The sequence below is a fragment of the Mycobacterium sp. 1165196.3 genome, assembly GCF_001673415.1.
GTDB lineage: Bacteria > Actinomycetota > Actinomycetes > Mycobacteriales > Mycobacteriaceae > Mycobacterium > Mycobacterium europaeum_A.
Map to the genome: position 1 here is coordinate 1 of NZ_LZLU01000085.1, position 21,479 is coordinate 21,479.

The 21,479-nt window shown below is 66.8% G+C and carries 26 protein-coding genes; 19 read left to right on the forward strand and 7 right to left on the reverse strand.

The features are described from left to right. Nucleotides 1-94: 94 nt before the first annotated feature. From A5659_RS08585 to A5659_RS08595, 3 genes are all read left to right on the forward strand, one after another. Complete coding sequence (locus tag A5659_RS08585; RefSeq protein ID WP_066877026.1) at nucleotides 95-1,105, forward strand: Dyp-type peroxidase; 1,011 nt, start codon at nucleotides 95-97, stop codon at nucleotides 1,103-1,105. Next, nucleotides 1,102-1,899, forward strand: a complete 798-nt coding sequence (locus tag A5659_RS08590; RefSeq protein ID WP_066865461.1) for a family 1 encapsulin nanocompartment shell protein — start codon at nucleotides 1,102-1,104, stop codon at nucleotides 1,897-1,899. The genes A5659_RS08585 and A5659_RS08590 overlap by 4 nt, the downstream gene beginning before the upstream one ends. Nucleotides 1,900-1,968: 69 nt before the next feature. After that, on the forward strand, nucleotides 1,969-2,709 hold the full coding sequence (locus tag A5659_RS08595; protein ID WP_067022066.1) for an SDR family NAD(P)-dependent oxidoreductase: 741 nt from the start codon (nucleotides 1,969-1,971) through the stop codon (nucleotides 2,707-2,709). A 3-nt stretch (nucleotides 2,710-2,712) separates the two neighbouring features. On the opposite strand, the gene A5659_RS08600 is transcribed toward A5659_RS08595, so the two are convergent. Continuing rightward, the gene (locus A5659_RS08600) at nucleotides 2,713-4,428 is read right to left on the reverse strand and encodes an MOSC and FAD-binding oxidoreductase domain-containing protein (RefSeq protein WP_067180382.1); all 1,716 of its coding nucleotides are present in this window, start codon (nucleotides 4,426-4,428) and stop codon (nucleotides 2,713-2,715) included. 229 nt (nucleotides 4,429-4,657) lie between these two features. Between A5659_RS08600 and A5659_RS08605 the strand changes: the two genes are divergently transcribed. From A5659_RS08605 to A5659_RS08650, 10 genes are all read left to right on the forward strand, one after another. After that, nucleotides 4,658-5,527 carry an alpha/beta fold hydrolase gene (locus A5659_RS08605; protein WP_067180384.1) on the forward strand — a complete coding sequence of 290 codons (870 nt, stop codon included), beginning with the start codon at nucleotides 4,658-4,660 and terminating at the stop codon, nucleotides 5,525-5,527. A gap of 58 nt (nucleotides 5,528-5,585) precedes the next feature. Further along, a complete protein-coding gene (locus tag A5659_RS08610) occupies nucleotides 5,586-6,281 on the forward strand; it encodes a TetR/AcrR family transcriptional regulator (protein WP_066865450.1) in 696 nt (231 codons plus the stop codon). A gap of 24 nt (nucleotides 6,282-6,305) precedes the next feature. Then, nucleotides 6,306-6,977, forward strand: a complete 672-nt coding sequence (locus A5659_RS08615; RefSeq protein ID WP_066865445.1) for a TetR/AcrR family transcriptional regulator — start codon at nucleotides 6,306-6,308, stop codon at nucleotides 6,975-6,977. Nucleotides 6,978-7,097: 120 nt separating this feature from the next. Continuing rightward, entirely contained in the window at nucleotides 7,098-8,144 is a 1,047-nt protein-coding gene (locus tag A5659_RS08620; protein WP_067180386.1) for a zinc-binding alcohol dehydrogenase family protein, read from the forward strand. A 46-nt stretch (nucleotides 8,145-8,190) separates the two neighbouring features. Beyond that, the gene (locus tag A5659_RS08625; protein WP_067180458.1) at nucleotides 8,191-9,066 is read left to right on the forward strand and encodes a DUF427 domain-containing protein; all 876 of its coding nucleotides are present in this window, start codon (nucleotides 8,191-8,193) and stop codon (nucleotides 9,064-9,066) included. Beyond that, nucleotides 9,063-9,494 carry a VOC family protein gene (locus A5659_RS08630; protein WP_067180394.1) on the forward strand — a complete coding sequence of 144 codons (432 nt, stop codon included), beginning with the start codon at nucleotides 9,063-9,065 and terminating at the stop codon, nucleotides 9,492-9,494. Before A5659_RS08625 ends, A5659_RS08630 begins: the two co-directional genes overlap by 4 nt. Before the next feature lie 34 nt (nucleotides 9,495-9,528). After that, on the forward strand, nucleotides 9,529-10,122 hold the full coding sequence (locus A5659_RS08635) for a TMEM175 family protein (protein WP_231997781.1): 594 nt from the start codon (nucleotides 9,529-9,531) through the stop codon (nucleotides 10,120-10,122). A gap of 2 nt (nucleotides 10,123-10,124) precedes the next feature. Then, entirely contained in the window at nucleotides 10,125-10,808 is a 684-nt protein-coding gene (locus A5659_RS08640) for a haloacid dehalogenase type II (protein ID WP_067180398.1), read from the forward strand. 54 nt (nucleotides 10,809-10,862) lie between these two features. After that, nucleotides 10,863-12,320 (forward strand): NAD(P)/FAD-dependent oxidoreductase, encoded by a 1,458-nt coding sequence (locus A5659_RS08645; protein WP_066865429.1) that lies wholly within the window; start codon nucleotides 10,863-10,865, stop codon nucleotides 12,318-12,320. A 3-nt stretch (nucleotides 12,321-12,323) separates the two neighbouring features. Beyond that, nucleotides 12,324-12,788 carry a cupin domain-containing protein gene (locus A5659_RS08650; protein WP_067180400.1) on the forward strand — a complete coding sequence of 155 codons (465 nt, stop codon included), beginning with the start codon at nucleotides 12,324-12,326 and terminating at the stop codon, nucleotides 12,786-12,788. On the opposite strand, the gene A5659_RS08655 is transcribed toward A5659_RS08650, so the two are convergent. Both A5659_RS08655 and A5659_RS08660 read right to left on the reverse strand, forming a co-directional pair. Continuing rightward, nucleotides 12,785-13,183, reverse strand: coding sequence for a VOC family protein (locus A5659_RS08655; RefSeq protein WP_067180405.1), 399 nt, complete (start codon nucleotides 13,181-13,183; stop codon nucleotides 12,785-12,787). The genes A5659_RS08650 and A5659_RS08655 overlap by 4 nt on opposite strands. A 1-nt stretch (nucleotide 13,184) precedes the next feature. Continuing rightward, nucleotides 13,185-13,775 carry a TetR/AcrR family transcriptional regulator gene (locus A5659_RS08660; protein WP_067180461.1) on the reverse strand — a complete coding sequence of 197 codons (591 nt, stop codon included), beginning with the start codon at nucleotides 13,773-13,775 and terminating at the stop codon, nucleotides 13,185-13,187. Between the two features lie 63 nt (nucleotides 13,776-13,838). On the opposite strand from A5659_RS08660, the gene A5659_RS08665 reads away from it, so the two are divergent. The 3 genes from A5659_RS08665 to A5659_RS08675 all read left to right on the forward strand — a co-directional run bounded on the left by A5659_RS08665 (nucleotide 13,839) and on the right by A5659_RS08675 (nucleotide 15,687). Then, nucleotides 13,839-14,246, forward strand: coding sequence for a nitroreductase/quinone reductase family protein (locus tag A5659_RS08665; RefSeq protein ID WP_067180407.1), 408 nt, complete (start codon nucleotides 13,839-13,841; stop codon nucleotides 14,244-14,246). Nucleotides 14,247-14,301: 55 nt separating this feature from the next. Then, entirely contained in the window at nucleotides 14,302-15,129 is an 828-nt protein-coding gene (locus tag A5659_RS08670; protein WP_067180409.1) for a GntR family transcriptional regulator, read from the forward strand. 90 nt (nucleotides 15,130-15,219) lie between these two features. Then, nucleotides 15,220-15,687 carry a YbjN domain-containing protein gene (locus A5659_RS08675; RefSeq protein ID WP_066878813.1) on the forward strand — a complete coding sequence of 156 codons (468 nt, stop codon included), beginning with the start codon at nucleotides 15,220-15,222 and terminating at the stop codon, nucleotides 15,685-15,687. 12 nt (nucleotides 15,688-15,699) lie between these two features. On the opposite strand, the gene A5659_RS08680 is transcribed toward A5659_RS08675, so the two are convergent. Beyond that, entirely contained in the window at nucleotides 15,700-16,773 is a 1,074-nt protein-coding gene (locus A5659_RS08680) for an NAD(P)-dependent oxidoreductase (RefSeq protein ID WP_067180412.1), read from the reverse strand. A 144-nt stretch (nucleotides 16,774-16,917) separates the two neighbouring features. Here A5659_RS08680 and A5659_RS08685 point away from each other — a divergent pair, with 144 nt between their 5' ends. Both A5659_RS08685 and A5659_RS08690 read left to right on the forward strand, forming a co-directional pair. Then, complete coding sequence (locus A5659_RS08685) at nucleotides 16,918-17,733, forward strand: lysophospholipid acyltransferase family protein (protein ID WP_066865412.1); 816 nt, start codon at nucleotides 16,918-16,920, stop codon at nucleotides 17,731-17,733. Between the two features lie 28 nt (nucleotides 17,734-17,761). Further along, nucleotides 17,762-19,177, forward strand: coding sequence for a wax ester/triacylglycerol synthase family O-acyltransferase (locus tag A5659_RS08690; protein ID WP_197497952.1), 1,416 nt, complete (start codon nucleotides 17,762-17,764; stop codon nucleotides 19,175-19,177). Here the strand turns inward: A5659_RS08690 and purQ are convergent. The 3 genes from purQ to A5659_RS08705 all read right to left on the reverse strand — a co-directional run bounded on the left by purQ (nucleotide 19,144) and on the right by A5659_RS08705 (nucleotide 20,853). Next, complete coding sequence (gene purQ / locus A5659_RS08695; RefSeq protein WP_066878808.1) at nucleotides 19,144-19,818, reverse strand: phosphoribosylformylglycinamidine synthase subunit PurQ; 675 nt, start codon at nucleotides 19,816-19,818, stop codon at nucleotides 19,144-19,146. The two genes, A5659_RS08690 and purQ, sit on opposite strands and share 34 nt — an antisense overlap. After that, nucleotides 19,815-20,054 carry a phosphoribosylformylglycinamidine synthase subunit PurS gene (purS, locus tag A5659_RS08700; RefSeq protein ID WP_044487430.1) on the reverse strand — a complete coding sequence of 80 codons (240 nt, stop codon included), beginning with the start codon at nucleotides 20,052-20,054 and terminating at the stop codon, nucleotides 19,815-19,817. Before purS ends, purQ begins: the two co-directional genes overlap by 4 nt. A gap of 64 nt (nucleotides 20,055-20,118) precedes the next feature. Then, the gene (locus tag A5659_RS08705; protein WP_197497953.1) at nucleotides 20,119-20,853 is read right to left on the reverse strand and encodes an ATPase; all 735 of its coding nucleotides are present in this window, start codon (nucleotides 20,851-20,853) and stop codon (nucleotides 20,119-20,121) included. Here A5659_RS08705 and A5659_RS08710 point away from each other — a divergent pair. Continuing rightward, the gene (locus A5659_RS08710; RefSeq protein WP_066865403.1) at nucleotides 20,830-21,468 is read left to right on the forward strand and encodes an MBL fold metallo-hydrolase; all 639 of its coding nucleotides are present in this window, start codon (nucleotides 20,830-20,832) and stop codon (nucleotides 21,466-21,468) included. The two genes, A5659_RS08705 and A5659_RS08710, sit on opposite strands and share 24 nt — an antisense overlap. Nucleotides 21,469-21,479 lie beyond the last annotated feature (11 nt).

The window sequence follows — 21,479 nt, forward strand, 5'->3', positions numbered from 1 at the left end:
TTTTGGCGGTCACGGACGCCACGCTAGGTCCGATTGCGCGCTCCTTGCTCGCTCCGCTTTCGGCGCTCACCGTCGCCACGCTAGGGTCCTCAGAGTGCCCCCCGTCCAGCCGCAACCGATCCTCGCGCCGTTGACGCCCGCGGCGATCTTCCTGGTGGTCACCATCGACGACGGCGGAGAGGCGACGGTGCACGACGCGCTGCCCGAGATTCCGGGACTGGTGCGCGCGATCGGCTTCCGCGAACCGCAGAAGCGGTTGTCGGCGATCGCCTCGATCGGCTCCGACGCGTGGGACCGCCTGTTCTCCGGACCGCGGCCCGCCGAACTGCACCGGTTCACCGAGCTGAATGGACCGCGGCACACCGCCCCCGCCACCCCCGGGGACCTGTTGTTCCATATCAGGGCCGAGAGCTTGGACGTCTGCTTCGAGCTGGCCGACCGGATCCTCAAATCGATGGCCGGCGCGGTCACCGTGGTCGACGAGGTGCATGGCTTCCGCTACTTCGACAACCGCGACTTGCTCGGATTCGTTGACGGCACCGAGAACCCGGACGGCGCGCTGGCCGAAAGTGCCACCGCGATCGGCGACGAGGATCCCGACTTCGCCGGCTCTTGCTATGTGCACGTGCAGAAGTACGTGCACGACATGTCGTCGTGGCATTCGATCTCGGTCACCGAGCAGGAGCGGGTGATCGGCCGGACCAAGCTGGACGACATCGAACTCGACGACGATGTGAAGCCGGCCAACTCCCACATCGCGCTCAACGTGATCACCGACGACGACGGCACGGAACTGAAAATCGTGCGCCACAACATGCCGTTCGGCGAACTCGGCAAGAGCGAATACGGCACCTACTTCATCGGCTATTCGCGGACACCCCAAGTCACCGAACGAATGTTGCGCAACATGTTCCTCGGCGATCCCCCGGGCAACACCGACCGCATCCTCGACTTCTCCACCGCCGTAACCGGCGGATTGTTCTTCTCCCCCACCCTGGACTTTCTCGATGATCCACCGCCGCTGCCCGCAGCGCCGGTGGCGGAAACGCCTGTTGCACAGAACGGCTCACTTTCGATCGGCAGCCTGAAAGGAACCTCCTTATGAACAACCTCTACCGCGACCTGGCACCGGTCACCGACGCCGCCTGGCACGAGATCGAAACGGAGGCGACCCGCACCTTCAAGCGACACATCGCCGGGCGCCGGGTCGTCGACGTCAGCGAGCCGGGCGGACCGGTCGCCGCCGCCGTCAGCACCGGTCGGCTCGCCAACGTGGCGTCGCCCACCGAGGGTGTGGAGGCTCATCTGCGGGAGAGCAAACCCCTTGTCCGCCTGCGGGTTCCGTTCACCCTGTCTCGTTACGAGATCGACAACGTCGAGCGCGGCGCCAACGACTCCGACTGGGATCCGGTCAAGGAGGCCGCCAAGAAGCTGGCGTTCGTGGAAGACCGGGCCATCTTCGAGGGGTACGCCGCGGCGTCGATCGAGGGCATCCGCTCGGCCAGCTCGAACAAATCGCTGACCCTGCCGGCCGATCCGCGCGAGATCCCCGACGTCATCACCCAGGCGATCTCCGAACTCCGGCTGGCCGGTGTGGACGGCCCGTACTCGGTGCTGCTGTCCGCCGACGTCTACACCCGGGTCAGCGAGACCACCGAACACGGATATCCGATCCTCGAACACATCGACCGACTGGTTCCCGGAGACATCATCTGGGCACCGGCCATCGACGGCGCGTTCGTGCTGACCACCCGCGGCGGCGACTTCGACCTGCAGCTCGGCACCGACGTGTCGATCGGATACACCAGCCACGACGCGGACACCGTGCAGCTGTACCTGCAGGAGACGCTGACCTTCCTGTGCTACACCGCCGAGGCGTCCGTCCCGCTGAACCCCTAGGAATAAACGCCGACCAACCGCTGCTTATCGGGAGAGCAATTGAACTTCTCTCCTGGAGGCAGGATTTCGATGGCAACATCATTGGCCGGCTCGACCGCGTTGGTGACCGGTGCTACATCGGGTATCGGCCGGGAAATCGCACTGCAGCTTGCACGTCGCGGCGCCGAGGTCGTGGTGCAGGGCCGCAACGCCGAACGCGGCGCAAAAACCGTCCGCGACATCGAAAATGCCGGTGGTACAGCTCGTTTCGTCGCGGCGGATCTCAACGTCGCCGACGAGGTGCGGCGATTGGCCACCGAGGCCGGGCCGGTGGACATCCTGGTCAACAACGCCGGTATCTATGAATTCGGGCCGACCGCCGACACCGACGACGCGACCTTCGACGAACACGTGAACGTCAACCTGCACGCCCCCTACATCCTGGTGCAGAAGTTGGTGCCGGCCATGGCCGCCCGGGGCCACGGTGCGGTGGTGAACGTGAGCACCCTCGCAGCGTCGTTCGCAACGCGCGGGGCGGGGATCTACGGAGCCACCAAAGCCGGCTTGGAGCAGCTGACCCGCGTATGGGCCGATGAATTCGGCGAGTCGGGCGTGCGGGTGAACGCGGTGGCTGCTGGGCCGACGGAAACGCCTGGGGCCGCGGCGCTTCCGGGCGCCCTCGAGACCATCGCGGCCATCACGGCGCTGAAGCGGGTGGCCGACGCGAGCGAAATCGCCAGTGCCGTAGTCTTTCTCGCCTCGCCGGAGGCCAGCTACGTCAACGGCGCAGTCTTGCATGCGACCGGAGGGCAGCAAGCAATCGTCGCCTGAGCACTACAGATCGAGCACCACGTCGGTTTCCGGCGCCGCCGAGCAGATCAGTACCGACCCGTCACCCGGCGGATCCAGCGGCCGCTGAACGTAAGTGGTTGCGCCGGAGACGATTCCGGTGACGCACACGTGACACACGCCGCTGCGGCAGGAGAAGCGGGTTGGCACGTCGCATGCTTCGGCGAGATCGAGGATGCTGCGGTACGCGGGTGACCAGTTGACCGTTAATCCGCTGCGTGTGAAGGTGATCGCCGGTCCGACACCCAGTGGGCCGGCGGGCAAGTGGGGCGGCTTGCGCTCGCCCGTCTCGACAACTCCCGGGTTGATCGCGGGCAGCGCGCCGAACAGCTCGGTGTGGATCCGGGACGGGTCGAATCCCATGCCGGCCAAGGCGTCGCGCATGTCTGTCATGAATTGGGTTGGACCGCAAAGGTAAACGGTGGCGTCGGTCGGCAGGCCCAGTTCCGCGATGGACTCCCGGCGCAGCCGGCCCTGCGTTTCGGTAAGGAAGACCCGCTGCCGGGCGTGCGGTAGCGATCCGATGAGCGTCTCGACTTCGGCTGCGAACACCTGCGTCTCGCGGTTGCGGGTGGTGTGTAACCACCAGATGTCGCGCCGGCTTCCGGCCGCGGACAGGGCGTGCAGCATTGCCAGCACCGGCGTCGCGCCGATTCCGGCGGAGAAGAGGACGACCGGGCCGGTGTCTTCGGTCAGGTAGAAGTCGCCGCGGGGAGCGGCCGCCGCGATTACCGACCCCGGCTTGATGTGGGTGTGCAACCACCGGCTCACCACGCCGTGGTCCTCGCGCTTGACGCTGATGCGGTAATAGCCGGCGGAGGAGTCGTCCGACAGGGAATAGCTGCGCAGCGGCGCGGGCTCGCCGGCGCCGGCGATCTTGATCGTCAAGTACTGCCCGGGCAGCGCCGGTGGCAGCGGAGCCTGGTCGTCGGCCTCGAGCCGGATCGAGAGCACTTCTGGACTCTCCCAGCAGGTTTCGGTGACCCGCAAGCTACGAAAGCCCTGCCACCCCGGTTCGACTCCGATGGGCGGCGCCACCGCGGAAGTGGCGCCATCGTGAGCGGCCAACAGCTCGTGAAACGACTGCTGCCAACCCGGGCTCAGCGCCGGAATGTCGACGGCCTTGCGCAGCGTCTCGACGTTGCGGTCGGGTAGATAAAGCAGCGCGTCCACAGCGGCGACGCTGAGTTCGTGGCGGCCGCGGCGGGTCCGCACGATGTCGTCACCGGCTCGCACGAGGCCCTCGGCGATCACGCGGAAGTAGAACCCCGGGCGATGCTGGGCCACCAGCAGATTGGGCATGTCGGGCTCGTCGAGGCGAAGGCCGACCCGAAAGCAGGTGACGCGCGGCTGGGTCACCTCGAACTCGGCGTCACCGATGCGATAGCGGTCGCCGATGCAGACGTCGTCGTCGGCGAGCCCGGTGACCGTGAAGTTTTCCCCGAAGTGCCCGGCTCGCAAGTCGTCGCGCTTCAGGTAGCTCTTCCAGAAGTCGTAGGACTCGCTCTGATACACCATCACCGCGCGTTGTTCACCACCGTGACCGGCGAGGTCGCCCTGACCGTCACCGTCGACGTTGCGGCGGCGCACCATGACCGGTCCCTCGACCGGGGCCTTCCATATCCCCGTGTAGACGGTTTTGTCGCGCCATTCGACGTTCTTGGGCATGCCCACGTTCACCGAAACAAGCCTGTCGACCATGTCACCTCGAACCAGCTCGTATCCGTAGCGAGCCCAACTGGGATGATTGGCCCAGAATATGGCAGGCCAGTCCGCACGGCAATACATCGGCTCCGCAGGGCTGTCGCTCACCTCGGCGGCGGTGCATAATGGGTCGGATAACCCAGAAACTTGAGATGGGTTCGCGGATTTTCCGTCGGACGCCGCGGCGGCGTACCACGGTGAAATGCGCTGAGTCAGGAGGAACGTCATGCCTGCTGTTCACCATCGCTACGCCACGGTCGACGGCCATCGACTCTTCTACCGCGAGGCAGGAGACCCGGCCGGTCCCACGGTGCTCCTCCTGCACGGCTTTCCCACCAGCTCGTACATGTTCCGTCACCTGATCCCGACCCTGGCCGACGCTTACCATGTCATCGCGCCGGATCACTTGGGCTTCGGGCTGTCCGACGCGCCACCGGTCGACGACTTCGACTACACCTTCGACGCGCTGACCGGTCTGACCGCAAACCTGCTGCGGACCCTGGGCGTCGACCGGTACGCCATGTACGTCCAGGACTACGGCGCGCCGATCGGCTGGCGACTCGCGTTGCGCGACCCGGCCGCGATCACCGCGATCATCAGCCAGAACGGCAATGGGTATGACGCGGGATTCGTCGAGAGCTTCTGGAAGGTCGTGCAGGCATACCAACAGGAGCAGACGGCGGGTACCGAGGCGGCCGTGCGCCAGTTCCTCACCCTGGAGGCCACCCGTTGGCAGTACGTGACCGGCGTGGCCGACGAGACGCTGATCGATCCCGAATCCTGGCAACACGACTACGCCCTGATCTCCCGTCCGGGCAATGACCTGGTGCAGCTCAAGCTGTTTCGCGACTACGCCACCAATGCGCCCCTTTATCCGCGCCTGCACGACTACTTCCGGGCCACCCGGGTGCCGCTGCTGGCCGTCTGGGGCCGCGGCGACGAGATCTTCGGCCCGGCCGGCGCCGAGGCGTTCGCCGACGACCTGCCCGACGCCGAGATCCATCTGCTCGACGGCGGACACTTTCTGCTGGAGTCGGCGTGCGACGACGTCGCGCACCTGATCCGGAACTTCCTCGCCAGGCAAGGCCGCGCCTGAGCCGATGTATGGGCTGGAGATCCCATAAATGGGGGCGCTACCAGGTTAGCCTGACGCGATGGCCCATCCCGATGTTCATGGTGAACAACGGTTGACCGCCAAGGGGCGTGCCACCCGCGACCGGATCGTGCAGGCCGCCGCCGAGCTGATCGTCACAAAGGGCCTGTCCGCGTTCAACATGGACGGCGTTCGCCGGGCGGCTTCCGTCAGCGGCTCACAGCTCGCCCACTATTTCGCCGATAAGGCGACGCTCATCCGCGCGGTGATCAGGCGCCAGATCGGCGTCGTCTTGGACTTTCACCGCCAGCCCACACTTCGCGGCCTGGGTTCGTTTGACGACTTCGAGCGGTGGATCGACCTGAACATGCGCTACCTGCGGCGCATCGGCTATTTCGGCACCCCCACCTATCACGCGCTCACCGCCCAGTTGGCGAAGTCAGACGACGCCACGCGCGAGGCGTTGGCGGCCGGGTACCGGCAGTGGATTGACTTGCTGGAACAGGCGATTGCGCGGATGAAAGACGACGGATTGCTGGTTCGCGATGCCGATCCACATCAGCTGGCGTTGGTGATCGTCGCCGCGCACCAGGGCGGTGGCGTGCTGACCTTCACTTACCGAGAGGAGTGGCCCCACGCCGACGCCATTCGCTTCGCAATCAACTATTTGCGTCTGTTCGCCACCGACCCCGCCGAGCGCGCACCCCGTCCGCCGCGCCGGTCCAGCGCGCGTCGCCCGGCGCGACGGGCCGGCTGAGCGATTGGTGCCGAAGGTGGTGAAGTGACCGAACGCAACCCATCGCGCTTCACCCGCAAGGGACTGGCGACACGCGCGCGCATCATCGAGGTCGCCGCCCGGCTGATGTTCGAGCGGGGCGTCGCCAACACGAGCGTCGACCAGGTTCGCCGCGCCGCCGCTGTGAGTGGATCCCAGATCTCGCACTACTTCGGCGATAAGCGCGACCTGACCCGCCACGTCATCGATGCGCGCCGTAATGACGTGCGGGACTTTCACACTCGGCCACAGTTCGCCGGACTCGACAGCCTAGATGCCCTGCGGGCGTGGGCCGATGCCTGCGTGGCCGACATCGACGCCGTGTACCGCGTCGGCGGTTGCGTTTATGGGTCCCTGGCCGGTGAGCTGATCGAGGGCGACCGCGAGGTCCACGATGACCTGGCCGCGGGATACGACCAATGGATCGACCTGTTTCGGGCCGGACTGGAGTCGATGCGCGAGCGCGGAGATTTGCGCCCGGAGGCCGACGCGCGGCATCTGGCCGTATCGCTGGTCGCCGCGCACCAGGGCGGCGCGATGCTCACCCACGTCACCGGCGATCCGCAACCGCTGCGGGTCGCCGTCAATGCCGCGGTCGACTATGTGCGCTCCTTTGCGGCGCACCCGCCGCGGCGTAAGCGTCGAGCCGTGTCGTCTCGCGGTCGGCGCGAGGCCTGAGTATTGACCTTTCGCTGGACATGGTCGGTGTGGACGCCCATAATAATGGGTCAGTTGGCCCAATATTTGCGTCGCGCCGCCGGGCGCCGTCGCCGCCAACGATGGTGAAAGAGGCAGCCGATGTCCGTGCTCGAGTCACCTCAGCTGCCAACCGCACCGGCGGTCGTACGCGAGCAACCCGGCGGCGAAACCATGCGGGCGATCATCTTGGAAAAGTTTGGCGGTCTGGACAGTCTGGTCTACACCGACATCCCCAAGCCCCTGCCGAAAGATGGCGAAGTCGTCATTGCGGTAAAGGGTTTCGGCATCAACCACGCCGAGATGCACATGCGTCGCGGTGAATGGGCTGAGGCGGCCGAGGTCAGCGGGATCGAATGCGTCGGCATCGTCGACTCGTGCCCGGGCGGCGAATTCCCGGTCGGAGCCAAGGTGGCGGCGCTGATGGGCGGGCTGGGGCGCACCATCAACGGCAGCTACGCCGAGTACACGCGGGTTCGCGCCGCCAATGTCGCCCTCATTGAGTCGGACCTGCCCTGGTCGGATTTGGCCGCCCTGCCCGAGACCTACGCGGTCGCCTGGACATGCCTGTTCCGCAACCTCGACCTGAGATCCGGACAAACGTTGGTTTTACGGGGCGCGACCTCCTCATTCGGCCAAGCCGCACTCAAGATGGCGGTCACCGCCGGCGCGCGGGTCATCGCCACGGCGCGAAGCAGCGATCGCTTGCCGATGCTGGAAAAGTTAGGCGCTTCGCGCGTCGAACTGGAAAGGCGCGACCTGGCCTCCCACATCCCCGAAACCAAAGACATTGACGCGGTCCTGGACCTGGTGGGCAACAGCACCATCCTCGACTCCCTCGACATGTTGCGGCGCGGCGGCACGGCGTGCCTGGCCGGATGGTTGGGCGGACTCGACCCGATTGGCGATTTCAACCCGCTGCTGCGCATGGCCAGCGGCGTGAACTGGAACTTCTTCGGGAGCTTCGTCTTTGGGACACCGGGCTTTCCGCTCTCAGACGTACCCCTGCAAGACATCGCCCGGCAGGTTGCCGACGGCGAACTGGATGCGAAGCCGTCACACACCTTCTCTTTCGAGCAGATCCGAGAGGCGCACCGCGTGATGGAGGCGGGAGAAGCCGGCGGGAAGATGGTCGTCGTCATGCAGTGACGTGACCGCGGACGCCGAAAAGTTTTCGCGACGAAGGGACACGATCATGGGGCTCGCATGGCAGCAAGGCCCGCTTGCGACGGGATCGGTGGGGCATTTCCTGACCGAGCAGCCACTGCCGGCGCGGCTGCTCTTCGCCGAGCCGCTGCGGCGACGGATGAAAGTACGCTTCGCGGACAGATGGATAGTCGACAGCGAAGACGTGATCCTGCTACACGAACCGGGCCGATATCCAGTCGCCTACTTTCCCCGCGCTGACATCGAAGACGAAACGCTGCGCGCCGAGGACCGGGTGACGCAACACCGCGATCTCGGGGCCACCCAGTGGTTCTCCGTCTCCGCATCGGGGCGCGAGACCAATCACAGCGCGTGGGAACACACCGGGCTACCGGCGTATGCCGCCGTTCTCGAGGGCCGGGTGGCGTTTGCCTGGCGCGCCATGGATGCGTTCTACGAGGAAGAGGAACGGATCGTCGGGCACGCCGCGGACGCCTATCACCGTATCGACATTCGTTCTACCGCAAGGCATCTGGTTGTCCGCGATGGCGACCGGGTGGTCGCCGACACTTATCGCCCGTTGGCGCTGTATGAGTCAGGCTTTGCGCCCAGATGGTACGTGCCGCGCGAAGATACCGACGAGTCCGCGCTGAAACCCAACGATATCCAGACGTTTTGCCCGTACAAGGGAATCTGCTCCTACTATGACATCGGAACCCGCAAGCGCGCGGCATGGTCTTATGTGGACGCTTGGACGGAGGTCGCGCGGGTCCGCAATCTGGTGTCCTTCGAACCCGACAAGATCGACGTGCACCTCGACGGTAAGCAACTTCAGCTCGAACCCGGCCAGACCGTAATCCCACACGGCGTCGACCGTGGACTCGACACGGACGAGGTGTCAGGACAGAACCGGAGCGCCTCATGAGGGCGTCCCTGGAAGTCGTCGTCCTACCCGTCGCGGATCCCGATCGCTCGCTACGGTTCTACCGGGACCAGGTCGGGTTCAACCTCGACGTCGATTACGCACCCACCCCCGAGTTCCGGGTCATCCAATTGACGCCCGAAGGCTCGGGCACCTCGATCCAATTCGGTGTGAGCCTGACCGATGCGCCGAGTGGCTCGGTGCGGGGCCTCTATCTCGTGGTCTCCGACATCGAGGCCTGCCGCGCGGAATTGACTGATCGCGGCATAACCGTCGGCGAGATACGTCACAAGGACACCGACGGCGGCTGGAGCGGCAGATTCCTCCCGGGTACCGACCCGCATCGGGGTGACTATGCGAGCTTTGCCGACTTCCGCGATCCCGACGGCAATGCCTGGGTGGTGCAGGAGCGGAACCATCAGTCGGCTTGACAGCGGGTCAGGCATGGGGCAGCGGGAGGTAGCGGTGGCAGATCGAGACTCCAGTCCTGAACGGCTGCGCGGATTCTCCGACGGCGTGTTCGCCGTGCTCATCACCATCCTGGTGTTGGAACTCAGACCACCGAGCGCCCATGGCTTTCGCGCCCTGCTTCCGCTGTGGCCCACCGGGCTGAGCTACGTGGTCAGCTATCTGTTCATAGCGATCGTCTGGGTCAACCATCACCACCTGTTCAACTACGCCCAGGTAGCGACCCCGCGGCTGGTGTGGTCGAACTTCGCGCACCTGTTTTCGGTGTCACTGATCCCGTTCACCACCGAGTGGATAGCCGACAGCAGGCTGGCGCCGGCGCCGGTATCGCTGTACGCCGCGGTCTTCGTCCTGGTCAACATCACCTACCTGGCGCTGTGCTGGGAAGCGGTGGATCGGCCCTCCCACCAAGACGTTTCAGCGCGGATGCGCCGCATGCTGCAAATGCGGTCGTTCATCACCCTCGGGGTGTTCGTGACGGCGGCGCTGCTCGCTTTGTGGTGGCCGGTGGCGGCGATGTCGTTGATTGTGTTGTGCCTCGTGGGGTATCTCCGACCGGACATCCCCCAACGAAAGAACGTCGAGCGCTAGCGATGGCATCACCGTCCGTCCTGATCTTCGACGTCAACGAGACGTTGCTCGATATCGAGTCGATCGCACCGCTTTTCGGCGAGTTGTTCGGCGACGACGGCGTCCTGCGGGAATGGTTTGCGCAGTTGATCATGTACTCGACGGCCATCACGCTGGCCGGCCACTACGTGACGTTTCCGGTGCTCGCCCAGGGGGTGCTGCGCATGTTGGGCGACATCCACCGGGTGGACGTCACCGACGACGATCTGGCCCGCCTGAAGGTAGGACTGCTCACCATGCCGGCACACTCCGATGTCGCCGAGGGGCTTGCGGCGCTGCGTGACAACGGTTTTCGGCTGGCAACCCTGAGTAATTCCCCGCCCAACCCGGATGGCCCGACGGCTCTGCAGAGTTCGGGGCTAGCGGGCTACTTCGAACACCAACTGAGCGTCGATGCGCGCAGCGTCTTCAAGCCCTCACCCGCCGTGTATCAGTACGCATGCGAGACGATCGGGATCGCCCCGGCTGACTGCATGATGGTCGCCGCACATGTGTGGGACACCATCGGTGCGCAGAGTGTCGGATTCGGTGGAGCTCTGATCACCCGGCGGGGCAACGCACCGCTGCCGGTCGACGGCCTGCCGCAGCCGAACATCGTCGTCAGAGATCTACGCGAGCTCGCCGAGCGGCTGATCGAGCTCCGATGAAAACACAGCGTGCACCCTCGGCGCCGTGGCCACCAAGCGAAAGGATCGTCGAGCATGGCAGCAGCTGGGGCAGCAGCGTTCGACGTCGTAGTCCTCGGCGCCGGGCCGATCGGCCAGAACGCCGCCGAACGCGCCCGCGCCGCAGGACTGCGTGTTGCTCTGGTCGAGCGGGAACTAGTCGGCGGTGAATGCTCGTATTGGGCATGCGTGCCCAGTAAAGCGTTGCTGCGCCCGGTGATTGCGCTTTCCGACACCCGCAGAATCGACGGTGCGCGGGATGCGGTCACCGGGCCGCTGAACGCCGAGGGCGTCTTTGGGCGAAGGAACCGTTACGTGACCGACTGGGACGACAGCAGCCAGGCCGACTGGGTGAGTGGGATCGGCGCGACCCTGATACGCGGGCACGGGCGATTGGACGGCGCGCGCCGCGTCGTCGTCACCGACGGCGCCGGCGAACGGCTGGCACTGACGGCACGGCATGCGGTGGTCATCTGCACCGGAAGCCGGTCGGCGCTGCCCGACTTGCCCGGCCTCGCCGAGGCGAGGCCATGGACCAACCGGCGGGCCACCGATAGCAGCGCGGTCCCCGAACGGCTCGCGGTCGTCGGCGCCGGCGGCGTGGGCGTCGAAATGGCCACGGCGTGGCAGGGATTAGGCTCCCAGGTGACCCTGCTGGTGCGAGGCTCTGGACTGCTGCCGCGAATGGAGCCCTTCGTGGGTGAGCTGATCGGGCGGGGCCTCACCGAGGGCGGCGTCGACGTGCGAGTGGGGGTGTCGGTTCGCGCGCTGCGCCGACCGGACGAATCCCACGTCGTCCTCGACTTGGACGACGGCACCGGGTTGGAGGTCAACGAGGTGCTCTTCGCCACCGGACGCGCCCCGCTGACCGACGACATCGGTTTGGAGACTGTGGGACTGACACCGGGCAGCTGGCTCGAGGTGGACGACACCTGCCTGGTCCACGGCGCCGCGGAGGATGGCTGGCTTTACGCGGCCGGCGACGTCAACCACCGGGCCCTACTCACCCACCAGGGCAAGTACCAGGGCCGCATTGCCGGTGCGGCCATCGGCGCCCGCGCGGCGGGAAAGCCATTGGACACCAAACCGTGGGGCGCGCATGTGACGACCGCCGACCATCATGCGGTGCCGCAGGCCTTCTTCACCGATCCCGAAGCCGCCGCCGTCGGACTGACGGCTGCGCAAGCCGAACGGGCCGGGCACCGGGTCCGCACGGTGGACGTCGAAATCGGCGACGTGGTGATGGGGGCCAAGCTTTACGCCGACGGCTACACGGGCCGCGCGCGGATGGTGGTGGAGGCGGATCGCGGTCACCTGCTCGGCATGACCATCGTCGGCCCGGGCGTGACCGAGCTCCTACACTCGGCGACCATCGCCGTCGCCGGCCAGGTGCCGGTCGACCGGCTGTGGCATGCGGTGCCGTGCTTCCCGACAATCAGCGAGCTGTGGCTCAGACTGCTCGAGGCGTATCGGGACGCCACGGACGATAATTGACCGATGGCCACCGCAGACGGGTTCCATCCAGACTTCGACGACACAGCGACGCCGGTCGCACGCAACCGGGTACGCCACATCAAGGCATCCGAGATCAGCTCCGATACCGCACAATCCGAGGGGCTGCGGCGCTTCGCCGCCCTGTCCGGCCGGTCGGTCGGCGCGGAGAAGCTCTGGATGGGTGAGACGCACGCGTCGCCGCGATCGGCCTCGGACAACCACCACCACGGTGAAGCCGAAACCGCCATCTATGTGCGAAGTGGCAACCCGGAGTTCGTCTTTCACGATGGCAACGAGGAAGTCCGCATCGCCACCGCACCCGGCGATTACGTCTTCATCCCGCCGTACCTGCCCCACCGGGAGGAAAACCCCGACCCCGACACCACCGCCGAGGTGGTGATCGCCCGCAGCACCCAGGAAGCGATCGTGATCAACCTTCCCGCGCTGTATCCGCTGGCCGACTCCTAGTAGACGGCGATCTCGATCAGGTTTCCGTCGACGTCACGGCAGTAGTGTGAGGTCATCTCGCCCAGGGCCCCTACTTTGGTCACCGGTCCGGCGATCACCTCCACCCCACACGCGCCGAGATGGGCGCGCACGTCATCCGGACTGGCGCGCGTGACAAAGCACAGGTCCTCGGAACCGGCCGCCTCGACGGACCCGGTGAACCAGTCGGGGTCGTCGACCAACGCCCCGACCGGTCGCAGGTTGATCTTCTGCTCCCCGAAGCGCAGCGCCGTTCTGCGCGAGGGCCCGAACGTCTCACGCCGCATGCCCAGCACCCGCACGTACCATGCGGCGGTGGCTTCGACGTCGCGGCAATTCAAGACGATGTGGTCGAACCTCTCGACGGCGAACGGCACGTCAATCCTCCCGGGTCGTGCGAAGCTGGGCCGCCACCGCGGCCGCCAGATCATCGGCGGCCTGCTCATCGAGCGGCTGGTGAGCGAAAGCCATTCGGTACCAGAGTAATCCGAAAACCTGGTCGACCACGATTTCGGGCCGGTCCATCGGTGCGATCTCACCGCGGGTTTCGGCCCGGTGCACTATCCACGCCAACTCTTCGCGACGCGCCGCCGTGAAGGCCGCCAGCCGCTCCATCGTCGCAACGTCGCCCAGCGCCTCACGTAGCGCGCCCATCAGCAGCGTGCGATGGACGGCCGCGGCGGAAAAGGTGGAGCTGAGAAACGCGCGCAGATCGCCGTCCAGGCGCCCGGTGTCGGGTATCGGTGCGGCTTGCCGCGCCCGGTGCACCATCGCATCGAGCAGCACCGCGCTTTTCGATGGCCACCAGCGGTAGATCGTTTGTTTGCCTACGCCTGCCCGCTCGGCGATGGCGGACACAGTGATCCGAACGTCTCCGCCCGCGGCGGCTAACAAGTCCGCGGCCGCATCCAGGATTGCCCGCTCCGCCGCTTCATTGCGTCGGCTGCCCGTATGCGCCCGCCGGTTCACCGTCACAGCTGCAGGCTAGCGCTCCTATTGACGAGACCGCCAGTCTCGACAATGCTGGGGGCCATGAGCATGAACGGACCCCTCCCCGACCGCAAACGCCGCTGGGTCAGCCGCTTTCATCGGTACGTAGCCAACCCGGTCACCCGGCGTCTGCCCACCCAGGTACTGCTGGAGACAACCGGCCGGGTCAGCGGACGGCCACGGCGCACCCCAGTGGGAGGACGGCTCGAAAAAGGAGCGTTCTGGCTGGTATCCGACCACGGCGACTCCTCGGATTACGTCCGAAACATCAAGGCCGACAACCGGGTTCGCATCCGAATTCGCGGCCGCTGGCGATCGGGAACTGCTGTGCTGCTACCCGAGGATGACCCGGTCGCCCGATTGGCCGTCCTGCCGCGGTTCAACAGCTCGCTGGTGCGCGCATTGGGCACCGATCTGCTGACGCTGCGGATCGATCTCGACCGGCCGTAGCGACCGGATCAGTACCGCCTTTACCCCGGCGAGACGAGACGTTTTAATACATCTCGTGGTCCCCGACGCGCTGGATCTCGACGCCGCCGATCTGCGGATATCGCGCGGCAGCGTGCCGGCCAGCACCCAGCTCGCCGAGGCCCTCAAGGCGGCGATCGTCAAACAGCGCCTGCCCCGCGGCGCGCGACTGCCCACCGAGCGAGAACTCATCGACCGCACCCGCGTGAGCCGGGTGACGGTGCGCGCGGCCGTCGGGCTGCTCGAACGCCAAGGATGGCTGGTGCGAAAGCAGGGCCTGGGCACCTTCGTGGCCAACCCGGTCAAACAAGAACTCGGACCCGGCGTGCGGACCATCACCGAGGTTCTGGCCGGCTCCGGGATCACACCGAACGTCGACGTCTTGTCGCACCGAGTCGAAGATGCGCCGCAGCGAATCGCTGAAACTCTCGGCCTGTCGAAAGTCCTCTGTGTGCACAGGCGGTTCCGGGACGGCGAGCAACCCCTCGCCCTGATGATCGCCTACCTGCCAACCGGATTGGGCAAGGCCGTGGAGCCCTTGCTGAGGAGCGCGACCGATGAGCAGACCGCCCAGGCGATGGAAAGCACCTACACCATGTGGGAGCGCCGACTCGAGATTCCCGTCGCGCGGGCCAACTATGAGATTCACGCGGCCGGCGCATCGCTGGAGGTGGCCGGCGCCCTCAACCTGCCGCTGGGTTCACCCGTGCTGGTCCTCGTACGCACCAGCTACGGCCATGACGGCAAGCCGCTCGAGGTGGTGGAATTCCACTATCGCCCCGAGCGATACAGGTTTTCGGTCACGTTGCCGCGTACGGTCCCGGGTCCGGGCGCCGGGATCGTGGAACGGCGCGACCAGGCGTAGCCCGCCACTCAGCGAATTCTCAACGAATTCTTCGGTGCCGCATCGCTTGGCTCCAAGCATCTACAAAGATGTCGGCCGCAACATCTATTCATGACGAATGAGCAGCTGTGCGCGAACCTGATCGAACGTTACTTGCGCACCCGCGGGCGGCGCTATTTTCGTGGCCACCATGACGGCGAATACTTCTTCGTCACCAGCGCTCCGCGGCGCCTGCACATTCACTTCGAGGTCTCGCCGGCGCATGACGATGTGCTGATCATCCGGGTCAGCCCGGGGTGCTACTTCCCGGCGGCCGACCGCCCCTGGCTGACTTACTTCGCCGACAGGTGGAACCGCCTTGACCGCCACGTCACCGCGATCGTGCACGGCTCGTCTGATCCGCATCGCATCGGCGTGGTGGCACGCAAGTCGCAATGGGTCCGAAGCGACGTCTCGTTCAACGATTTCGCGTCGTTCGTCGACCGAACCATCGCGGATGCAACCGAGCTCTTCGAGGAACTGAGTCCTTCCGTCGAATTGCCTTCGACGGAACGGTCACTGCTGCGCGAGGCCGGCTGAAGTTCCGCCGAGCTAGTCGGCCGACGGGGCATCCGGGCGCGGCTCACCCAGCTTGGCGCGTATTGCGCCCCACGGGTCTGCGTAGCGTCCGGGCGCATCCCGGTAGGCCGCACGGCTCTTGAGGAACCGCCGCGCCAGGGGGGAGATCAGCCGCATCGGGTAGCGCCGCCACCCCGCGGTGGCTCGCATCTCGGTGAGCATGTCCGGCCACGAGTGGTGCTGGAACTCCAGCACCTGCTGGGCGCGAGCGGTATCCATCCAGTCGGTGACGAACCAGCCGTCGTCGCTGTCCGGATCGCCCGGCCGGCCCCCGGGCAAGACGTCGACCAGACCACGCGCGGCCGCCAGCGCCTTGCCGATCTCACCCTGCCGAAGGCGGTGCGACTCGTCACCGGCGATCAGCAGCGTCTCACCGGCGACGTCGGCGGTGACGGCCGCGGCGAACGCGCGCGCGACGTCGCGCACGTCGACGGTGTGGATGCGACCATCGGTCGGCAGGGCGCTTTCGAAGTACAACGCATCGACGCTGAACGGCATCGCGTCCGGTTCCACGCTCATCACCCCGCCGAGGCGCAAGATGACCCACTCGAGATCCGCGGATCGGATGTGGCGTTCGGCTTCGGCCTTGTGGGCGCCGTAGAGGTCGGCCGGGTTGATCGGTGAATCCGGGCGTAGCAGCTCGGCGTGGCGGTGGGGGTTGCGCGCGCCGTAGACGGCGTTGCTGGACGCCTGGATGAACCGCACCGGATGGGGCCGCGATTGCGCCGCGCGCAGCAACGAGACTGTCGCGTCGACGTTGACGCGGCGGCCCAGCGCAGGCTGGCGATAAATTCCCGGCGGAATCACCGCGGCCAGGTGAACGATGGCGGAGGGCGACGTGTCGGCGAGCAGGCGATCAACCTGAGCCGGGTCGGTCAGATCGGCCCAGTGCGCCTCGGCGCCCACCGGCAGCGAGTTCGCGGCCTTGCGCTGGGCGGCGGTGCCGAGGTCGGCCGCGACGACCCGATGGCCGTCGGCAACCAGTCGCCGCACCGTCTGGGACCCGACGAGGCCGAAACCCCCAGTAACCAGAACCTTTTCGGACATGCTCCCCCACTGCTCGCTCCCCAGCAAACGGATATGACATTCTCCTAAATGGAGAGTAACATATGCTAGCCAGGGGTCCAGGTTTGAGGCCGGCGTCACACCGGCAACAAATAGCAAAGAGCGCAGAACAGACAGCGGGGAGCCATGACGGGCAACGGTGTGGACGCGGCGGACAACCACGAAACCGCCAAATGGGACCCGGCCTTCACCGAACAGGTCACCAGAGTGCTCGGGCCGGCCATCAAACGGTACTACCGGGCCGAGGTGCGACACATCGACAACGTCCCGCCCTCGGGTGGCGCCCTGGTGGTGTCCAACCACTCGGGGGGGATGCTGACCCCGGACGTGCTGATCTTCTCCCCCGCCTTCTACGAACACTTCGGCTACGACCGGCCGGTGTACACCCTCGGCCACTACGGCCTGTTCATCGGCCCGCTGGACGGCTGGCTGCGCCGGCTCGGGGTCATCGAGGCCAGCCGCGAAAACGCCGCCACCGCCCTGCATTCCGGCGCGGTGGTACTGGTGTTCCCGGGCGGCGACTACGACTCCTACCGGCCGACCTTCAGCGCGAACACGATCGACTTCAATGGCCGCACCGGATACGTGCGGACCGCCATCGAAGCCGGGGTGCCCATCGTGCCGACGGTGTCCATCGGCGCCCAGGAGACCCAGCTGTTCCTCACCCGGGGCAACTGGTTCGCCCGCAAGCTGGGGCTAACCAAGGCGCGGATGGACATCCTGCCGATCAGCGTCGGGTTCCCGTTCGGGCTCAGCGTGATCTTCCCGCCCAACGTGCCCCTGCCGGCAAAGATCGTCACCGAGGTTCTGGAGCCGATCGACATCACCGCCCAGTTCGGCGACGACCCCGACGTCGACGAGGTCGACGCCCACGTACGCGCCGTCATGGAGGCCGCGCTCAAGCGGCTGGCCGGGCAGCGCCGGTTCCCGATCCTGGGCTGACGGCGCCCGGGGCCGCTGGAGGTGACCTGTGAAGCGACTCAACGGCATGGACGCGATGCTGCTCTACAGCGAGACGCCCAACCTGCACACCCACACCCTCAAGGTGGCCGTCATCGACCCGACCGACGCCGACGGCGAATTCGGATTCGAGGCCTTCCGCCGCCACGTGCGTCGCCGGCTCCATCTGCTGGAACCGTTGCGCTACAAGCTCGTTGACATCCCGTGGCATCTGCATCACCCGATGTGGCAGGAGAATTGCGAGGTCGACCTCGACTATCACCTGCGCCGGGTGCGGGTGCCCGCCCCGGGTGGGCGGCGCGAGCTCGATCAGGTGATCGGCGAGGTGGCATCCACCCCCCTGGACCGCAGTCGTCCGCTGTGGGAGTTTCATTTCGCCGAGGGGCTGGCCGGTGGGCGATTCGCCCTGATCGGCAAGGTTCACCACGCGCTGGCCGACGGAGTCGCCTCGGTCAACCTGCTGGCCCGCGCGATGGACCTGCGCGACGGGCGCACCGACGAGCGCGACAACGACGAAGCCGGCGTCACGATGTCCAGTGCCGACCTGGTGCGCGCGGCGGCGCGCGACCACGTCCGCCAGATCGGCGAACTGCCCGGGCTGCTCAGGGACGCGGCGGTCGGGATGATGCGGGTGCGCCGCCGGTCCCGCGAGCGCGGCGATCACCCCGACCTGGCCGACGCGTTCGACGCACCGCCGACCTTCCTCAACCACGTCGTCTCGCCCCGGCGCTGGTTCGCCAGTACCTCGTTGTCGCTGCCCGAGGTCAAGGCGACGGCAAAAGCCTTGGGCATCACGGTGAACGACGTGGTGCTGGCGATGGCGACCGGCGGGTTGCGCACGCTGCTGCTGGCCTATGACGGCGCGGCCGATCGCCCCATCATCGCCTCGGTGCCGACGGCCACCGACAAGTCGGACCGGATCACCGGTAACGAGATCAGCGGGCTGATGATCTCGCTGCCGGTCCACGTCGCCGACCCGGTGGAACGGGCCCGACTGGTCGCCCTGGCCACCAAGATCGCCAAGGAAGACCACGAAGTCCTGGGTCCGGAGCTGTACGGGAAGATGATGGCCTACCTGCCGACCGCGTTGGCGCCCGCCGCGTTTCGATGGCTGGGCCTGCGTGACGCGCCGAACAAGCTGATGAACGTCGCGGTGTCCAGCGTGGTGGGCCCGCGCGAACGGGGCCACTTCGGTGGCGCGGCCGTCAGCGAGATCTACTCCACCGGCGTGCTGTCTCCCGGCGCCCCGGTCAACATCACCGTGTGGAGTTACGTGGACCGGCTCGGCGTCGCGGTGCTCACCGACGATCAAACTTTCCACGACCCGCACGAGGCCACCGACGCCATCGGCGCGTCCTTTGCCGAATTACGCGATGCCGCAGGCGTTTCCGCTCAGCCGGCGAGCACGCCGTCGAGCACCGAATAGAACAGGCCCAGGCCGTCATCCGACGGCCCGGTCAGCGCTTCGATGGCGTGCTCGGGATGCGGCATCAGACCCACCACGCGTCCGTTGGCGGAGCTCACCCCGGCGATGTCGTGCAGCGAGCCGTTGGCGTTTTCGTGGTAGCGGAACACCACCCGCCCCTCGCCCTCGAGCTCCTCGATCACCTCGGCGGGCGCCACGTAGCGTCCCTCGCCGGATTTCAGCGGGACCAGTAGGTCGGCGTCGGGCTCGAAGCGCGACGTCCACGCCGTCGAGGTCGAGGCAACCCGCAGCCACACGTCGCGGCAGATGAAGTGCAGACCCACGTTGCGCGTCAGCGCCCCGGGCAACAGCCCCGCCTCGCAGAGCACCTGAAAACCGTTGCAAATGCCCAACACCGGCAGGCCACCCCGTGCGGCCTCCACCACCTCGGTCATCACCGGGGCGAACCTGGCGATCGCACCGGCCCGCAGATAGTCGCCGTAGGAGAAACCGCCGGGCACCACCACGGCGTCGACGCTCTTGAGATCGGCGTCGGCGTGCCAGAGGCTGACCGGCTCCGCCCCGACGCGGCGCGCGGCCCGGGCGGCGTCGACGTCGTCGAGCGTGCCGGGAAAGGTAATGATGCCGATGCGTGCCGTCACTGTGTCTCCCGGCTGATGGTCCAGTCTTCGATCACGGTGTTCGCCAGCAGCGATTCCGCAATCTCGGCGAGCGCCGAATCATCGACGCTGTCGTCGACTTCGAGCTCAAAACGTTTGCCCTGCCGCACTTCCGAGATTCCCGGATGTCCGAGGCGACCGAGCGCACCGACAATCGCCTGACCCTGCGGGTCGAGAATCTCCGCTTTGGGCATCACGCTCACGATCACCCGGGCCACCGGCGGTCCTCCTGAGAAGTTGGCGTTTCGGCGCCAACTCTACCGGCGAAAGCGCAGCTCGGGGTTACAGGCACGAGGCAATGTAGGCCTCGCACAGCGGTGCGCTCATCGCGCCCAGCACCGCATCGTCGCCCATGGCCGGCCAGGACACTTGCGGCGGCGCCGTTGACCAGAGCGTGACCTCGCTGATCGTGCTGCTGGCCGGGTGGGCGAACAGATAGGTGTGCATCACCACCGGGCCGCTGATCACGGCGGCCATCCGGGTCGTTTCGTCGCTGGTCAGCGACGGAGACTCCTGCGGTGCGCGCTGCTGGCAGGCGCGCAGCGCGGCGACGGCATTGCTGAACGCCGTGGCCACGGTCGCACCACCGCGGGCGGTGTCCCCACGCCAGTGCAGGACCTGGGCCTGCAGTTGCCACTGCCCGTCGGGATGCTGGACCGTCGCGCGAGCCGCGACGGCCGAGTCGCGGGGGTCCTGCGGCATCGCCGGCGCCGCGCACAGCTCCTCGAACCGGAAATGGGGCCCCGGCGCCGAACCGGTCGTCTGCACCGCCTGGCCGGCCAGCGCGGGCCAGTGATACACCGCGTCCAGCGGCACGGCGTGCTGATCGATCCACGCGGTGTTCGGGATCCGGTCGCACAGCCCCGGGCAAGTCTCGGGTTCGGCGTGCGCAGGAATGACGACCACTAGAGCGACCGCGAAACCGCCGGCGACCAGCATCGTGGCCAGGATCACGCGCATCGGCAGCTTGTCCATCAAGGCACAATCGTAGATATGCAACTGACGCATTTCGGCCATTCGTGCCTACTTGCCGAGTTCGACCACACCCGCCTGCTCTTCGACCCCGGTACCTTCGCGCACGGCTTCGAGGGAATCACCGGCTTGACCGCCATCTTGATCACCCATCAGCATCCCGACCATGTCGACGCCAAACGGCTGCCGGCGTTGCTCGAGGGTAACCCGGACGCGGCGCTTTACGCGGACCCACAGACCACCGCGCAACTGGGCGCGCCCTGCCGGGAGGTCCATGTCGGCGACGAGCTGCACATCGGTGAGCTGACCGTCCGCGCTGTCGGCGGCAAGCACGCGGTCATCCACCCGGAAATCCCTGTGATAGAGAACATTTCGTTCTTGGTGGGCGATGCCGACCATCGCGCCCGGTTGATGCATCCCGGGGACGCGCTGTTCGTGCCCGACGAACCGGTGGACGTCTTGGCGACGCCCGCGGCCGCGCCGTGGATGAAGGTGTCCGAGGCGGTCGATTACCTGCGCGCGGTGGCCCCCCAGCGCGCCGTCCCGATTCACCAGGGGATCATCGCCCCGGACGCGCGGGGCATCTACTACGGCCGGCTCACCGAGATGACCAGCACCGACTTCCAGGTGCTCCCCGAAGAAGACGCCGTCACGTTCTAGCGGCCGGTTGG

Coding starts and splice junctions, on each gene's coding strand:
- A5659_RS08640 (WP_067180398.1), top strand. CDS start 10,125: ATGGCATCACCGTCCGTCCTGATCTTCGACGTCAACGAGACGTTGCTC.
- A5659_RS08595 (WP_067022066.1), top strand. CDS start 1,969: ATGGCAACATCATTGGCCGGCTCGACCGCGTTGGTGACCGGTGCTACA.
- A5659_RS08710 (WP_066865403.1), top strand. CDS start 20,830: ATGCAACTGACGCATTTCGGCCATTCGTGCCTACTTGCCGAGTTCGAC.
- A5659_RS08680 (WP_067180412.1), bottom strand. CDS start 16,773: ATGTCCGAAAAGGTTCTGGTTACTGGGGGTTTCGGCCTCGTCGGGTCC.
- A5659_RS08625 (WP_067180458.1), top strand. CDS start 8,191: ATGGGGCTCGCATGGCAGCAAGGCCCGCTTGCGACGGGATCGGTGGGG.
- A5659_RS08650 (WP_067180400.1), top strand. CDS start 12,324: ATGGCCACCGCAGACGGGTTCCATCCAGACTTCGACGACACAGCGACG.
- A5659_RS08685 (WP_066865412.1), top strand. CDS start 16,918: ATGACGGGCAACGGTGTGGACGCGGCGGACAACCACGAAACCGCCAAA.
- A5659_RS08630 (WP_067180394.1), top strand. CDS start 9,063: ATGAGGGCGTCCCTGGAAGTCGTCGTCCTACCCGTCGCGGATCCCGAT.
- A5659_RS08645 (WP_066865429.1), top strand. CDS start 10,863: ATGGCAGCAGCTGGGGCAGCAGCGTTCGACGTCGTAGTCCTCGGCGCC.
- A5659_RS08600 (WP_067180382.1), bottom strand. CDS start 4,428: ATGGTCGACAGGCTTGTTTCGGTGAACGTGGGCATGCCCAAGAACGTC.
- A5659_RS08705 (WP_197497953.1), bottom strand. CDS start 20,853: ATGGCCGAAATGCGTCAGTTGCATATCTACGATTGTGCCTTGATGGAC.
- A5659_RS08590 (WP_066865461.1), top strand. CDS start 1,102: ATGAACAACCTCTACCGCGACCTGGCACCGGTCACCGACGCCGCCTGG.
- A5659_RS08675 (WP_066878813.1), top strand. CDS start 15,220: ATGACGAATGAGCAGCTGTGCGCGAACCTGATCGAACGTTACTTGCGC.
- A5659_RS08605 (WP_067180384.1), top strand. CDS start 4,658: ATGCCTGCTGTTCACCATCGCTACGCCACGGTCGACGGCCATCGACTC.
- A5659_RS08620 (WP_067180386.1), top strand. CDS start 7,098: ATGTCCGTGCTCGAGTCACCTCAGCTGCCAACCGCACCGGCGGTCGTA.
- A5659_RS08665 (WP_067180407.1), top strand. CDS start 13,839: ATGAGCATGAACGGACCCCTCCCCGACCGCAAACGCCGCTGGGTCAGC.
- A5659_RS08610 (WP_066865450.1), top strand. CDS start 5,586: ATGGCCCATCCCGATGTTCATGGTGAACAACGGTTGACCGCCAAGGGG.